Below are 14925 nucleotides of genomic sequence, written 5' to 3'. Positions count from 1 at the left end.
TGAGCCGGAATGGATGCCTGAGATGCGGGCACTTCTGAAATCGAAGGCTGCGGAGTCAGGCACAGCGTTCGGAAGATGGCTACTGAGTGAAAGTGGCATATCCGGGATTTCGAAGGCGCACGTACGTGAATTTGAGGCGTGGCTCGGCACGAATCACACGCTGCGTAACGTATTGCGTAGCATCACCCAACGAATCAGAGATCAGATTCCAGGGTTCCCGTTAGCGCGAATTGCTATTGCCATCAAGCGGGCAGCGAACCCGATCAATCCGGACGTCTACACAGCCGAGAGAATTCAACGCAGCGGCCAACTGGTTCAAGCTCTGCAACAGGGCCTGAAAATGGATCTCGACGCGCTGAGTAGAGAAGAGCGTATCGGTCTACTGCTGCTGAGCGCAGCCTACAGCGGCGGATTGCTCGATGTGGCTCAGCTGAATGCGATGCTCGGCTCATCGTTGGAAAGCATTGAGTGGGTGGCGGGAATTCCCGAGATACGTCTGCCTTTATCAATCCGTGGCAAGACCGGCGCGGAATTTCGGCAGTGGTTCCCTGACCCCGCCACGCTGGCCCTGTTAATTCGCTGCGCGGATGATGTTCAAAAAAGCAGTTACAAGATGCATCGTAGGAATTGGCACATGCGCTGTGTGGATGCATTTCTGAGGAAGGTCGATATACCTGAACAGGATCAGCCACAAAATCTTAGTGAGCTGTTTGATCTGTTTAGGATGCAAATGCAACTGCGGCTTCCGCAGGTGCTGGTGAATTTTGCTTGCCGACAAGAGTTTGTCTCTCAATCCCTGCGCCCCTCATCGTGGGGCAATATCTGCGGCCAAGAGGATCTCGAGGATCCGGCGGGGACTTATGACGATGAATCTGTTTCGGATGGACCTGAGGATAGCCCTGACCCACCCGCATGGTTGCTGGAGCTGCGCGATCGGGTCCGGGATAACCTGCCCATCGAGATGCCGTTGCAGGCAGAGGGTTCCGGAGAGCTTCCCGGCCTAATCCAGAGTTGGATTGCCTACATGCTGGGCGGCGCCTCTGCATACGGCCACAGTGCCGGGCGCAGCACCATAGATCGATATATCCGGGTACTAGGCGCAGCACTTACCTCTCAGCTGGATGGCATAAGCATTTTCGAGCTCGAAATTGACGCGCTGGAAATTGTCTATGAATCCACATTGGATGCGCAGGCCACAGATAGCAAAAGGCGTACTCTGGCCAAGGCAATCCACGAGTTTCATACGTTTCTGCAGCGTCGGTTCAACTATCCGCCAGTCAGCCCCTACTCCATCCTAGGCATCGGCAAAGGCGTGCCCCGGGTGGATGCTCGCATTATCAGCGAGGATCAGTACCAGTCTGTTCTGCAGACGCTTGGCACCTGCGGTCTGGAGTTGCGTACACCGCGCTTGGTCACAGCAGCGAGACTGTTGTTGATACTGGGGTTTCGGTTGGGTTTGCGGCGCAACGAGGCTCTAAAGCTGCGCCTATGCGATTTGCATTTGCCCGAGTATTCGACAGAGGACGCAGCACGTATTCAGGCGCGCCACCCGAACATGCGCAGACTATCCAGCGATGAACTGGCCGGACTAGAGCTGCCCGTTGATCTGCTAATTCGCCCTCATGTCCTGCGCCAACTAAAAACCCTCAATGCGGTCCGGAATCTCCCACTGCGGGTGCTGCTCGAACCAGAAGAACTCCAATTGCTGATTGAATGGTATCGGGAGCGGCGGGCTGAGGAGCGCATCAAACCAACCTCGGATTTCCTGTTCTGTATCCCGCAGTTGAAAACTCAATGGATCAGCGAAAGCGCTCTGTTCCCGGCCCTGCACAACTGTATGCGCGCAGTGACTGGCTCTGAGTTCCTGCACTACCACCACCTGCGACATTCCTGCGCGACATGGCTGTTTTTCAAACTGATGGCGGCGCATAACCGCCTCTCACCCGAGCTGTTTTTCCATGATCTACCCCTGACAGTACGCTGGCTGAGGGATGACCTCAGATTGCGCAAAGCAATGCTGCCCACAGACGGCCCTACCCGGAAAATCGTTCATATTGTCAGTGCCATTCTCGGGCATGGCAGCCCAAAAACTACGCTGCTGCATTACATCCACAGCCTGCCGCAGGTCATGGCCATGATGTGGCAATGGAACCCCCAAAATTGGCTATTCAACGCTGCAAACGTTGCCCATATAGGTGGCGTCAGCCAGCCCACCAAAAAAGCTGAGTATGTTGATGGCATGTCAGTTGACTGCGGTGTGCTGCTCGACGTCATTGGCCGCATAAAGCCGCTCAAAGACATCCGGCATACTCGGAAAAAATCACATCCAGTTCAGGCTCAGCAGGTGAATCAAAACTGGGCGATGGGGCGCATTCAAGCTGTCGAGTCGATGCTGGCGTATGCCTCATATGCAGAGCAGACAGGCCGCGAGGTCAATCTTGATTGGGTCGAGTTCTCTGCCGAAGAGCGCGAAATGATGCTGGAGCGGGCACGCTGTATCCGCGATATGCTGCAGCGCCCAGGAGCCCGCGGCGCAAGCCCTAAACACAGGCTGCGACCTGCTCTGCACGCAAAAGCTTCATCGTCGCTGTCGCTGTTGCCATCGCCACCGAAGCATGGAACGCGTGAAGGGGTGGCCGACTATGCACAACGTCTCTACGACCTGCTCGAAGGCCCCGACAGCGATCGCGCCCAGCGTGTTATTGACGATTTTGTTGAGCGCTGTTGGAAGACGGAAACCACGCTGCGATTCCAGCGTGATCGTGACGAAGACCATGCACAGGACTATCTGTGGCTGCTCAGTGCGATAGGTGTTCCGACTCAATCCATTGAGCTGATCATTTATGACACCAACAAGCCGAGGACAACCAAGTCTTACTGGCGCCAGCAACTTGGGAGCATTCGCCGGCCCTTCAGTCAGCACGCGCCAGAGAGCAACGATGTAGCGAACCTACACCTGGGGATCAGGGCGAAGCTTGAGGTGAAGGATCAGGTTGCGGAGAACATTCACTCCGGCGCCGCCTTGCGCTATCTGATGCTGATGGCTTCCATCGACTGGCATTTCCGCGCCTGACCCAGTCCGGAGGGCTTTCAGCCCTCCGGATCCTCCTGCAGTTCCAGCAACTCTCCCACCTGGCAGTTCAGGTACTGGCAGATTATTTCCAGGTCCTTGAGCTCTACCCTCTGCGCGGTCTCGTGATAGAGCCGCGTGAGGGTTCCGCGGTTGATCCCGGTGTCCCTGACCACGTCACTGATCTTCAGTTTCCGCTCGCCGAGTAAGCGAGACAAATGGCACTTGACCATCTAAATCTCCAAAAATGATCTGCAGGAGATCATTTTGTCCTTGCAAAGCTCAAAATGAGCGCTATATTGATCTGCAGGAGGTCATTATGAGCACTCAGAAGCTCATAAGAATCCGCTGTCGTTCAATTTAGCAGAGAGGGCATAGCCATGTCTCACACATACCTGACTACCGAGGAACTGGCCACGCGCATGAAGTACGACGCGCGCACCATCCGTAATCGCTTGAAAGATTCAGTCCTCCTGGAAGGGATTCACTACTTCCGCCCCTTTGGCGGCCGCAAGATTCTTTTCATCTGGGAAGCAGTCGAAGAAGACATGCAGAAATTCTCGCGGACTTCCGGGCTGGTGCCGATGGCCGGCGGGGGTATCTGCCATGGGTAAGATTCGAGCGCGTGCAGACAACGAAAAGTTGTTCTTTGACTTCACCTACCTGGATCAGCGCTGCCGCGAGCAGACCACGCTGCCTGATACGCCCGCAAACCGGAAAAAACTGCAGAAGATCCTGGAGCGCATCGAAGCAGAAATCACCCTTGGGAGCTTCGACTATGCCACCTACTTTCCTCAAAGCAGCAAAGTACTGGAGATCAGTAGGCTGCAGGCTGGCTGTGCATCGCTGAAAACACCGCTGTTCAGGGATTTTGCCGAACTGTGGTTTGAGGAGATGAGGGTCGAGTGGCGTGAAACGCACGCCAAAACCGTACGGCTTACTCTCGATAAGCATTTGCTGCCTGAGTTCGGCAAAAAAGAGGTCAGCGCCATCACCAAAGCAGAACTTTTGTCCTTCCGCTCGGCACTCGGCAAAGTCCCCGGGCAGAAAGGTCAGAGTCTGACAGCGACGCGAATCAACCACATCATGACGCCATTGCGCATGATCCTTAGTGAGGCAGCTGACCGCTTCGAGTTTACCTCGCCATACCTCAACATCAAATCACTGAAAGTCCCGAAGACAGACGTGGAGCCCTTCACCCTGGATGAAGTGCTGCAGATCCTCAGCACAGTGCGTGAAGATTTCCGCAATTACTACACGGTGCGTTTCTTCACCGGCATGCGCACAGCCGAAGTTGATGGTTTGCAGTGGAAGTACGTCGACTTTCAGCGGCGGCAGATTCTGATCCGTGAAACCTGGGTGGGCGGCAAGCTCGACTACACCAAGAACGACGGCTCACAGCGTGAAATCGACATGTCCGAGCCGGTTTACCAGGCCCTCATCGGCCAGCGGGAGAAAACCGGCAGCGGCCAGTTCGTCTTCTGCACCCGCGAAGGTACGCCGCACGCATACCGCAACATTAACGACCGGGTTTGGTACCCGCTGCTGCGCCACCTGGGTTTGCGCAGGCGGCGCCCCTACCAAACCCGCCATACAGCCGCGACCCTCTGGCTGGCGGCTGGTGAAAACCCAGAGTGGATCGCCCGGCAGATGGGACACACCACCACCGAGATGCTGTTCCGTGTCTATTCGCGCTATGTGCCCAACCTGACGCGGCGTGATGGCAGTGCCTTCGACAACCTGATCAAAGCCAATCTCAAGGCCTGAGGAGTTCCACCATGAAACTGATCAAACGTGACAACGTAACCCCTCTGTATCCATCGATGGAGGCTCGCGAGCATAAGTACCTCAAGCATCTGGCTTCAGCCATGAGTCACTACCTCGAGAACCCCCATGGCACTGAGCTTGTTTGCATCCTGGGCTCTGGCTACGAGAAGGATAACCGGCATGCCCTCGAAACCTGGGTCGCCTACCACCGCAACGAAGTTTTCGAAAAACGCCTGGAGGGGCGTAGCCCGCTGGATTACCTGATCGAGAAGCTTGAAAGCCTGTTGGCTAACTAAGTTCACAAGGGGCCGAAAGGCCCCTTCATCGTTCTACCCCGGCAGCAGCTCATACCAATATTTGCTGGGAGCAAAAGCCGTGCTGTTGCTACAGCTCAACTTGAACATCCAGTCAGGCAGTTAAAGACCCGGGTTGAAGGATTGGTTTACTATCCGGACGTGAGCCAGAGCACATTTTCTCCTGCCCGCTGATGGGCAAGAGGGAGGCCGGGAGAACAGGGACAGTGGTAAACAAGCAACGCGTATTGGCCAGTTGGGTTGGCGGGAATGATCTAAAGGCAGTTGCAGGTGCTGAGGCAGGCCCGATCCTGGCGACCCTGAGCACGGTGTCCTTTGATTGTGTCGAGCTGATTTGCTCATACCCCGCCGAGCGCGTTGAACCCTATCTGGACTGGCTCCGCCAGCAGGTCGATGTACCCATCACCGCGCATTACGTGTCCTTATCTTCCCCCGTTCATTTCGGGGAGATCTACCAGGCCGCCAGTCAGCATTTAAAGCGCCTGAGTACTTCCAGCAATCAGCTTTCCATTCTGCTCAGTCCCGGCACACCGGCCATGCAAGCGGTGTGGATTCTGCTGGGCAAAACGCGATACCCGGCGACTTTCTACCAGTCTTCACTTGAGCAAGGCGTGCAGCAGGTTGAGGTGCCGTTTGAAATCGCGGCTGAGTATGTACCAGCGGCCAATGCCATCAGCACCGACAAGCTGGTTCAGCTCGCCGGGCTGGATGCCCCTGTGGATGCAGCCTTCGACAGCATCGTGACGCAGAGCGAGCGCATGCTGGTGCTCAAGGCGCAGGCGCAAATACTCGCGGCGAAGCAGGTGCCGGTGCTGATCTACGGTGAAACCGGCACAGGCAAAGAGCTGTTTGCCCGCGCCATTCACAACGCCGGTCCACGCTCTGCAGCGCCCTTTGTGGCGGTGAACTGTGGTGCCATCGTGCCGGAGCTGATCGACTCCACCCTGTTTGGCCACAAGAAGGGCGCATTCACTGGCGCGATTGCCGATCGGCCTGGGGTGTTCCAGCAGGCTCACGGCGGCACGCTGTTTCTCGATGAGTTTGGTGAGCTGACGCCGGATGTGCAGGTGCGACTGCTGCGCGTTCTGCAGGAAGGCACCTTCACCCCAGTCGGCTCCAACCAGGAGTTCAAGGTCGATGTGCGGCTGATTACCGCCACCCACCGCAACCTGATGCAGGAAGTCGCTCACGGGCGCTTCCGTGAAGACCTGTTCTATCGCATCGCTGTGGGTGTTCTGCACTTGCCGCCGCTCAGAGAGCGCGAAGGGGATCTGCTGTTGCTGTCCGAAGCGCTGCTGGCAGGCATTGCCAGCCAGGACACCAGTCTCGGTGATAAGAAAATTTCCGCAGAAGCAAAAAATCTTATCCTTCAGCATCCCTGGCGTGGCAACGTTCGTGAGCTGCAATCCACCTTGTTGCGCGCAGCGCTCTGGTGTCAGGGTGATTTGATTACTGCCCACGATATCGAGCAGGCGCTGTTCAAGCTGCCGCAAGCGCAGGCCGATGTATTGGCCATGGATGTTACCCAAGGTATTGATCTACAACAGGTAATTGCCGAGGTGGCAGGGCATTATCTGCGCAAGGCACTGACGCTTACCGGCAATAACAAGACCCGGGCGGCCAGCCTGCTAGGCCTGAAAAGCCAGCAAACGCTGAGCAACTGGATGGACAAATACGGCATCGAATAAAACTGGCACGGTCCTCGCTATAGGACCGATATGGACAGAATCGCCTACATGAAATCAGTCAACTTCGAGTTCCTCCGCCCCGGCAACGAGCTGCTGGCCAACCTCGCCGGTCTTGCCGAGGCTGTACTGCACATCGATCCGGGCAGCGCGCTCACCCGTCTGCGCAGCTTTGCCGAAGAACTGACCAAAGCCATCTACAAGGAAGAACTGCTGCCGCGCATGCCGCAGTCGAGCTTCTACGACCTGGTGAAAAACCCGGTGTTTGTTGATTGCGTCAGCAAGCCCCTGGTGCACCAGATCAACTTCCTGCGCATCCAGGGCAACGACACCGCCCACGGTGCCGAAGGTGATTTGCGCAATGCCCAGCTGGCTCTGAAAACGGCCTACCAACTGGCCATGTACATGGCCATCAAGTACTACGGCACCGCGCAAGCTTCGATCCCCGCATTTACCGAGGTCAAAGACCCAGCGGCGATGCTGGCCAGTCTGCAGAAAACCGTCTCCAGCTATGAGAAGGAACTCAACCAGCAGCAGGAAGCGCTGCAGAGCGTGATGGACAAGCTGGAGCAGGAGCGCACCCGCCACCTCGACAAGGTCGACCCGCCTGCCAAGCCTGACCAGCAAAAGCGTCAGCAGCAGAGCCAGCAGGTGGCCGACAGCCTGCAGTGGAACGAAGCCAAAACCCGCGCATTGCTGATCGACGCCATGCTCCTGCAAGCCGGTTGGGATGTCAGCAACCCCGCGCAGGTCGGCCAGGAAGTGGACGTCGACTTCCCCGGCAACGTCTCCGGCAAGGGCCGTGCGGACTACGTGCTATGGGGCGATAACGGCCAGCCCCTGGCCGTGATCGAGGCCAAGAAATCCGGCAATCTCAGCCTGCAAGCCGGGCGCGAACAGGCTCGCATGTACGCCGACGGCTTCGAGCGCATGGGCATGCAGCGCCCGGTGATTTTCTACAGCAACGGCTACGAAACCTTTATCTGGGACGACAAGCAGTACAACACCTACCGCCCGGTGTACGGCATCTACAGCAAGGACAGCCTCGAATACCTCGCCTATCAGCGCCAGTACCGCGTCCCCACCCTGGAGAAACACAACCCCGAGCTGAGCATTGCCGACCGCCCCTACCAGATCGAAGCGATCAAAACTGTCGCCGCGCACTTCCAGCAGCAGCGCCGCAAAGCCCTGATCATCCAGGCCACCGGCACCGGTAAAACCCGTGTGGCCATCGCCCTGGCTGAGTTGCTGCTGCGCACCGGCTGGGCCAAGCGCGTGCTGTTCCTCTGCGACCGCAAAGAGCTGCGCGTGCAGGCCGATGACGCTTTCAAGCAAAACCTGCCCAGCGAGCCGCGCTGTGTGATCGGCGAAACCGGCAAGGTCGACCAGACCGCGCGCATCTTCATCGCCACCTACCCGGGCATGATGAACCGCTTCGCCCAGCTTGATGTGGGCTTCTTCGACCTGATCATCGCCGACGAAAGCCACCGCAGTATCTACAACAAGTACCGCGACCTGTTCGACTACTTCGACGCGCTGCAGGTCGGCCTCACCGCCACGCCGGTGAAGTTCATCAGCCGCAACACCTTCGATATGTTCGACTGCGAAACCACCGACCCGACTTTCGAGTTCGGCCTCGATGCTGCCATCAATAATGAGCCGCCGTATCTGGTGCCATTCCGCGTGAAGGACCTCACCACGGACTTCCTGCGTGACGGCATCCACTACAACGACCTCAGCGACGAGCAGAAGCGTCAGCTCGAAGAGGACCTCGGCGAAGAAGAAGCCAAGCGCACCACCATCGCCGGCAAGGACATCGGCCGCAAAATCTTCAGCGAAGACACCGACCGCATCATCCTGGAAAACCTGATCAACAACGGCATCAAGGATGAGACCGGCTCACTGGTCGGCAAAACCATCGTCTTCGCCCAGCGTCAGGACCACGCCGAGCACCTGGAAAAGCTCTTCTGCAAGCTCTACCCGCAGTACGGCACCAAGGTCTGCAAGGTCATCCACAATGCCATCCCGCACGTGGACACCCTGATCAAGGAATTCAAAAAACCGGATAACGATTTCCGCATCGCCATCTCGGTCGACATGCTCGACACCGGTATCGACGTACCGGAAGTGGTCAATCTGGTGTTCGCCAAGCCGGTCAAATCCTGGGTCAAGTTCTGGCAGATGATTGGCCGCGGTACGCGCCTGCGCCCAAACCTGTTTGGCCCCGGTAAAGACAAAACCGAGTTTTTGATCTTCGACCACTACGGCAATTTCGATTTCTTCGAGCAGGAGTATCAGGAGCCGGAAGACACCGGCAGCAAATCCCTGCTGCAAACCACCTTCGAAGCCCGCCTAGCGCTGGCCCAGGCCGCCCTGCGTCATAACCATGCCGCTGCCTTTGACGCCGCCATTGCCCTGCTGCGTGCCGACATCAACGACCTGCCCGACACCAGCGTGGCGGTAAAGCGTGAACTGCGCGCCGTGCACCAGTTGCAACAAACCCAGCAGCTGCAGCAGTTCGATGGCAAAACCCAGCACCTGCTGGCCAACACCATTGCCCCGTTGATGTCGGCCCGCGTGCTGCGCGACAAACACGCCACTGCGCTGGATAAGCTGATCGCCGGTATTCAGTGCTGCCTGGTCGAGCAGGCCACCTGCTTCGAGGACGGCAAAATTGCCCTGCTGGCCGAGTTGGACAAGCTCGCCGTGAATATCCAGGCCGTCCGCCAGAAGGATGCCCTGATCGCCGAAGTACGCAGCGCCGACTTCTGGCTGCAGCCGAGCATCGACAAGCTGGAAAACGCCCGCCAGGAACTGCGCGGCATCATGAAATATCGTCAGACCGGCACCGGGCCGGGTGATGGCATAGGAACCACCAAAACCAAGGATGGCAACCTGCTGGGCGACGAGCGCGCGGTGTACATCACTGGCGCCAGCGAGGCCATGATCTACCGCCGCCGCCTCAAGGACATCCTTGCCGGCATGCTCGCCGCCAACCCGACCCTGCAAAAAATCCACAAGGGCGAACCCATTGCCGAGAGCGAGCTGAAAACCCTGACCTCGACCATCCTCACCAGCCACCCCGGCGTCAGCCTGGAGGTGCTCAACGAGTTCTACGGTCGCACAGCCGATCAACTGCACCTCACCGTACGCGAGATTATTGGCCTGGATGCACACGCCATTGAGGAACACTTCAAACAGTTCCTCCATGCCCATCCCAGCCTGACCGCCCAGCAGGTGCGCTTTATGAACCTGCTGAAAAACTACATCGCCCAGCACGGCAGCATCGTGATTGAAACACTCTACGACGCGCCGTTTTCCAGCATCTCCCACGAGGGCATCGACGGCGTGTTCGCCCCCGCCGATGTCACCGAGCTGGTGGCCGTGCTCAAACCCTTTTTGAAGAACCCCGACCAGCCCGGCACCCACGCCTGATGGCCGCACAACCTACAGATCGAGACCACTGAATGCTCACCGGCAAAATCCGCAACGATATCGACAAGCTCTGGGAAAAATTCTGGACTGGCGGCATCACCAACCCGCTGACCGTGATCGAGCAGATCAGCTACCTGATGTTCGCCCGCATGCTCGACATGCAGGAGGACGTAGCCGAGCGCAAAGCCAACCGCACCGGCAAGGCCTTCGACCGCTTGTTCCCCAATACCCCGGAAGGCCAGCTGCTGCGCTGGAAGAACTTCCGCAACATGAGCGGCAAGGAGCTGCACAGCCACCTCAAGCAGAAGGTCTATCCGTTCTTCGCCCAGCTCGGCAGTGCCGAAGGCGAGGGCGGTGAGCGCGAAGGCCTCGGCCATATCAGCGAATACATGCAGGACGCCGATCTGGAGATCAAGAACGAGTCCGTGCTCACCTCCGCCGTGGAGATGGTCAACGACCTGCCGCTGACCCAGAGCGACGTGAAGGGCGATATCTACGAATACCTGCTGAGCAAGCTCACCACCGCCGGCATCAACGGCCAGTTCCGCACCCCGCGCCACATCATCGACGCGATGATCGAACTGATCGCCCCGCAGCCCACCGATGTGATCTGCGACCCGTCCTGCGGCACGGCGGGATTCCTTGCGCGCACCATGGAATACCTCAACCGCGTGCATTCCAGCCCGGAAGGCACCTTCACCGACGAAGACGGCAACCGGCATTACTCCGGCGACCTGCTCGAACCCTACCGCCAGCACATCAACAGCCAGATGTTCTGGGGCTTCGACTTCGACACCACCATGCTGCGCGTCTCCAGCATGAACATGATGCTCCACGGTGTGAACGGCGCGAACATCCGCTACCAGGACTCCCTGAGCAAATCCATCAAGGAGCACTACCCGCGCCAGGAAGAAAACTTCTTTGATGTGGTGCTGGCCAACCCGCCGTTCAAAGGCAGCCTGGACGAGACAAACACCAACCCCGACGTGCTCGGCCTGGTGAAAACCAAGAAGACCGAGCTGCTGTTCGTCGCCCACATCCTCCGCTCGCTCAAACTTGGTGGCCGTGCCGCCGTGATCGTGCCGGACGGCGTACTTTTCGGCTCCAGCAAGGCGCATCAGCAACTGCGCCAGGAGCTGCTCGACAACAACCAGTTGGAAGGCATCGTCAGCCTGCCCAGCGGCGTATTCAAACCCTACGCCGGCGTCAGCACCGCCATCCTGATTTTCACCAAGGGCGGCACCACCGAGCGTGTGTGGTTCTACGACTTGCAGGCCGACGGCTACTCGCTGGACGACAAGCGCACCGAGCTGAAGGGCGAGGGCAGCAACGACCTGCCCGATGCCATCGCCCAGTGGCACAAATACCGGCAGATGGTCGAGGGCAATATCAGCGCCAGCACTATAAACACCCTGTTTGGCGACAAGCGCAAAAAGGCTTTTGTCGTACCCGCAGAGGATATTGCTGCCAACAAGTACGACCTCTCTATTAACCGCTACAAGGAAGTGGAGTACCAGCAAGAGGCCTTTGAGGAGCCAAAGGTGATTCTGCAACGGCTCAAAGGTCTGGAGCAGGAGATTCTGGCGGATCTGGATGAGCTGGAGGGGATGCTGTGAGCCAAGTTTTTCCTGCGCACTGGGATGTATTGCCGTTCAGCTTGGCTGTCAAAGACGCCACATCTGAATATTCGAAGCTGCAGAAATCTGAATACTTGGAGCAAGGCAGGTTTCCAATAGTTGACCAAGGGCAGCAGAAATTTGGCGGCTATACAGATGATGAGTCAGTAGTCTCTTTGGATGGGTGTCCTGCAATTGTATTTGGTGATCACACCCGGATTTTTAAATTTATAGATGAGCCATTTTGCTTGGGTGCTGATGGTGCAAAGGTACTTGAGCCAAAGGCTGAGTTGGACAAGAAGTTCTTATTCTATTATTTGTCCTCATTGAATATTGAGTCTGCTGGTTATAGCAGACACTTTAAGTTTCTCAAGGAGAATGTTGTTCCAGTTCCACCCCTGCCCGAACAAAAGCGCATCGCCGCCATTCTCGACAAGGCCGACGCCATCCGCCGCAAACGCCAACAAGCCATCCAACTCGCCGACGACTTCCTCCGTGCCGTGTTTCTGGACATGTTCGGCGATGTGATTGAGGGTGCAGAAAATGTCGTTAGGTTTTCTGATGTTGCCGTGCTGGATGCGCCAATGGTTGATCCGCGAGTCGACGAATATATAGATTTAATACATATCGGCCCGGATCGGATAGAGAAAAAAATTGGCAAGCTGCTTCCCGCGCTAACTGCGCGAGAGGAAGGACTTATTAGTAAGAAATTTCTTTTTGATGATCGCTATGTGTTGTATTCAAAAATACGACCATATCTTAGGAAGTGCGCAATGGCAGAAGGGGTGGGTTTGTGTTCAGCTGACATGTATCCGGTCAGGCCTGTGGAGGGTGTTGCAACTAAGGAGTTCCTATGGATGTTGCTCCTCTCTGATTTCTTCACCGCATATACCGAGTCGTTGCCTGCCCGTGCAAATATTCCAAAGCTCAATCGTGAGGAGCTTGAGGCATTCACTCTTTCGTTGCCGGACTATAGTCGGCAACTTAAATTTTCCTCAATTGTGAGAGCGACCAACATTGCCGGTCAGCGCGTGGTGGAGAGTGCTGCTTATGTTGACGGCGCATTTGTGTCCTTGAGTCAAAAAGCCTTCTCCGGCCAGCTATAGATAAGGAAATCCCCATGCGCCTTAAGTCCGTCAAGCTCACCCATTTCCGCGGCTACCGCACCACCACAGTCATTCCCATCGGCGGAGCCATAACCAGCATCGTAGTTCGCAATATCTAGGGCAGATCGACCGCCCACTAACAGCGTATGACTCGCTTGAAGTTGCTTTTAAAGAACCCAGCACACCCATACGGCAAGGAATATCCCAGAGGGAGTAGTTATGCTGAAAACTCAAAATAATCTTCTCGATTACCTGAAGAAATTGGCGCAGGTCATCGAGAAAGCCCGTACGGCTGAGGTGGAAATTAATGGTGAGCCTGCACAGATTCAGGCGTTTGCGCAGGCGGTTGCCGAGCGCGAATTGCTGGTGCCCGTGGTGGGGGCATTCAGCGCCGGTAAGTCTTCACTGCTCAATGCCATTATGGGCAGCAGTATCCTGCCCATGGATATCAAGCCGGAAACGGCTATTCCAACCGAGTTGCGCCACGACACCCATGAGCGTATTGAGGCGTTTTTTACCGATGGGCGTACCGAGCAATATGGCGTCGACCAGTTGCCAGCCCTGCAGGCCCGAGCGGAACAGCTCAAGTTCCTGCGCCTGCACCTCAATCGCCCGGCCTTGAAGGAGCTGGCGCCGCTGGTGCTGGTGGATATGCCAGGCTTCAACTCGCCGTTGGATGCGCACAACAAAGCCATCGACCGTTACATCGGTGATGGCGTGCACTATCTGTTTGTGGTCAGTGTTGAAGAAGGCGCACTGCACCAGCAGATCATCAGCAACATGGACCAAGTCACCGTCATGGAGCGCGGCTTCACCGTTTGCATCAACAAGGCTGACCTTAAACCTGCCGCCGATGTGCAGGGCATTTGCGATTACATCCGCGAACAACTTGGGGACGAGGGCTTTGAGGCCGAGGTATGCGCTGTCAGCAAGAACGACATTGCGTCGGTCAAGGCGATGCTGGGCAGCTTCGATCCCGAGAGGATTTTCGGCGCGATCTTCGAGAATTCGCTACTCGGCCATAACCAGTACATGCAGGGCATTCTGGACACCGCACTGAAAGGGCTGGAAAGCAGCAAGGAGGCCAACGCGCGGAAGATCAAGGACATGGAAGATGCCCTGGTTGCTCTGGAGCAGGAGCGTCAGCAGCAGTCTGAGGCCAGCCAGGGAGGTAACCTGGAGGGGGCTGCGGATGACATCTTGCGTGCGGTGCGCAACCGCCTGGCCGGCTCCGTGGATATGTTGGCCCAGGCTGCCCTGCGCAGTCAGGATGAGATGACTCGCATCATCTCCAACGAGGTGCGCAGTTGCCTTACCTCTGGGCTCAAAAGCGCCACCAACAGCATGTCCGCCCGGATGGTCGCCGAGTTCAGCCAGCACGTCAGTGGCTCCCTGCGCACGGACGTGAATCTGTCCCAGAACCAGAACAATTGGACGGACAGCTTGCTGCAAACGCTGCAATCGCAGTTGCTGCCCGGCCTGCTTTCCGGCCTAGGTGATAAATCCGGCGGCACGGGCACCGTGATCACCAGCATGATGTCCGGCATGGCCGCGATGCGATTCATCCCCAATCCCATCCTGCAGGTCGTGGCCACCATTCTGCCGAGCGTGCTTGGCGCCATTTTCGGCGGCATCGGTGAAGGGAAGAAACTTGAGCAGGCCAAGGAGGCCATTCGCACCCAAGTATTTCCATCGGTTGAGAGCCATTTGCGTCCTCAGCTTCTCGAATTCCTGCTCCAGGCCCAGGAGCAAATCGTGCAGTCGGTCTGCAAGGCGTTTGATGAGCGGATCAAGGCGCAGAAGGAGGTTCTGGAGAAGATCAACAAGGAAGCTGAAAGCGGCAATCTGGAGGCCCGGATAGGCGTGCTGAAAGATGCGCTCGCCGAAGTCCGCGCCTTGGCCGATACCCATCTCCAGACCGTCAAGCACTAA

10 protein-coding genes are annotated in these 14925 nt (G+C 57.1%); 9 read left to right on the top strand and 1 reads right to left on the bottom strand.

Features of this window, described 5'->3' with window-relative positions; translation table 11 throughout:
- The first annotated feature begins 13 nt into the window (after positions 1 to 13).
- Complete coding sequence (locus HMPREF3014_RS25110; RefSeq protein ID WP_003160966.1) at positions 14 to 3073, top strand: site-specific integrase; 3060 nt, start codon at positions 14 to 16, stop codon at positions 3071 to 3073.
- Between the two features lie 17 nt (positions 3074 to 3090).
- Here the strand turns inward: HMPREF3014_RS25110 and HMPREF3014_RS25105 are convergent, their stop codons facing one another.
- A complete protein-coding gene (locus HMPREF3014_RS25105; protein WP_023086889.1) occupies positions 3091 to 3303 on the bottom strand; it encodes a helix-turn-helix domain-containing protein in 213 nt (70 codons plus the stop codon).
- 147 nt (positions 3304 to 3450) lie between these two features.
- Here HMPREF3014_RS25105 and HMPREF3014_RS25100 point away from each other — a divergent pair, with 147 nt between their 5' ends.
- The 8 genes from HMPREF3014_RS25100 (at position 3451) to HMPREF3014_RS25065 (ending at position 14925) form a co-directional block, all read left to right on the top strand.
- A complete protein-coding gene (locus HMPREF3014_RS25100) occupies positions 3451 to 3684 on the top strand; it encodes a hypothetical protein (protein WP_019341962.1) in 234 nt (77 codons plus the stop codon).
- Positions 3677 to 4837 (top strand): site-specific integrase, encoded by a 1161-nt coding sequence (locus HMPREF3014_RS25095; RefSeq protein WP_003160963.1) that lies wholly within the window; start codon positions 3677 to 3679, stop codon positions 4835 to 4837. The genes HMPREF3014_RS25100 and HMPREF3014_RS25095 overlap by 8 nt, the downstream gene beginning before the upstream one ends.
- An 11-nt stretch (positions 4838 to 4848) precedes the next feature.
- Entirely contained in the window at positions 4849 to 5133 is a 285-nt protein-coding gene (locus HMPREF3014_RS25090) for a hypothetical protein (RefSeq protein WP_003160962.1), read from the top strand.
- A gap of 224 nt (positions 5134 to 5357) precedes the next feature.
- Positions 5358 to 6839 (top strand): sigma-54 interaction domain-containing protein, encoded by a 1482-nt coding sequence (locus HMPREF3014_RS25085; protein WP_023086890.1) that lies wholly within the window; start codon positions 5358 to 5360, stop codon positions 6837 to 6839.
- A gap of 48 nt (positions 6840 to 6887) precedes the next feature.
- Positions 6888 to 10271, top strand: coding sequence for a type I restriction endonuclease subunit R (locus HMPREF3014_RS25080; RefSeq protein WP_031633768.1), 3384 nt, complete (start codon positions 6888 to 6890; stop codon positions 10269 to 10271).
- A gap of 32 nt (positions 10272 to 10303) precedes the next feature.
- Positions 10304 to 11887, top strand: coding sequence for a type I restriction-modification system subunit M (locus HMPREF3014_RS25075; RefSeq protein ID WP_003160959.1), 1584 nt, complete (start codon positions 10304 to 10306; stop codon positions 11885 to 11887).
- Entirely contained in the window at positions 11884 to 12993 is a 1110-nt protein-coding gene (locus HMPREF3014_RS25070; protein WP_003160958.1) for a restriction endonuclease subunit S, read from the top strand. The genes HMPREF3014_RS25075 and HMPREF3014_RS25070 overlap by 4 nt, the downstream gene beginning before the upstream one ends.
- Positions 12994 to 13212: 219 nt before the next feature.
- A complete protein-coding gene (locus HMPREF3014_RS25065) occupies positions 13213 to 14925 on the top strand; it encodes a dynamin family protein (protein WP_003160956.1) in 1713 nt (570 codons plus the stop codon).

Source organism: Pseudomonas sp. HMSC065H01, from assembly GCF_001815235.1.
Classification (GTDB): Bacteria; Pseudomonadota; Gammaproteobacteria; order Pseudomonadales; family Pseudomonadaceae; genus Pseudomonas; species Pseudomonas aeruginosa.
The sequence above is the reverse complement of the archived record's forward strand: the minus strand, read 5'-3'. Positions and strand labels throughout refer to the sequence as shown.

Excerpts from the sequence above, each read along its gene's own strand:
- HMPREF3014_RS25110 (WP_003160966.1), top strand. The coding sequence starts at position 14 with ATGCCTGAGATGCGGGCACTTCTGAAATCGAAGGCTGCGGAGTCAGGC.
- HMPREF3014_RS25105 (WP_023086889.1), bottom strand. The coding sequence starts at position 3,303 with ATGGTCAAGTGCCATTTGTCTCGCTTACTCGGCGAGCGGAAACTGAAG.
- HMPREF3014_RS25100 (WP_019341962.1), top strand. The coding sequence starts at position 3,451 with ATGTCTCACACATACCTGACTACCGAGGAACTGGCCACGCGCATGAAG.
- HMPREF3014_RS25095 (WP_003160963.1), top strand. The coding sequence starts at position 3,677 with ATGGGTAAGATTCGAGCGCGTGCAGACAACGAAAAGTTGTTCTTTGAC.
- HMPREF3014_RS25090 (WP_003160962.1), top strand. The coding sequence starts at position 4,849 with ATGAAACTGATCAAACGTGACAACGTAACCCCTCTGTATCCATCGATG.
- HMPREF3014_RS25080 (WP_031633768.1), top strand. The coding sequence starts at position 6,888 with ATGAAATCAGTCAACTTCGAGTTCCTCCGCCCCGGCAACGAGCTGCTG.
- HMPREF3014_RS25075 (WP_003160959.1), top strand. The coding sequence starts at position 10,304 with ATGCTCACCGGCAAAATCCGCAACGATATCGACAAGCTCTGGGAAAAA.
- HMPREF3014_RS25065 (WP_003160956.1), top strand. The coding sequence starts at position 13,213 with ATGCTGAAAACTCAAAATAATCTTCTCGATTACCTGAAGAAATTGGCG.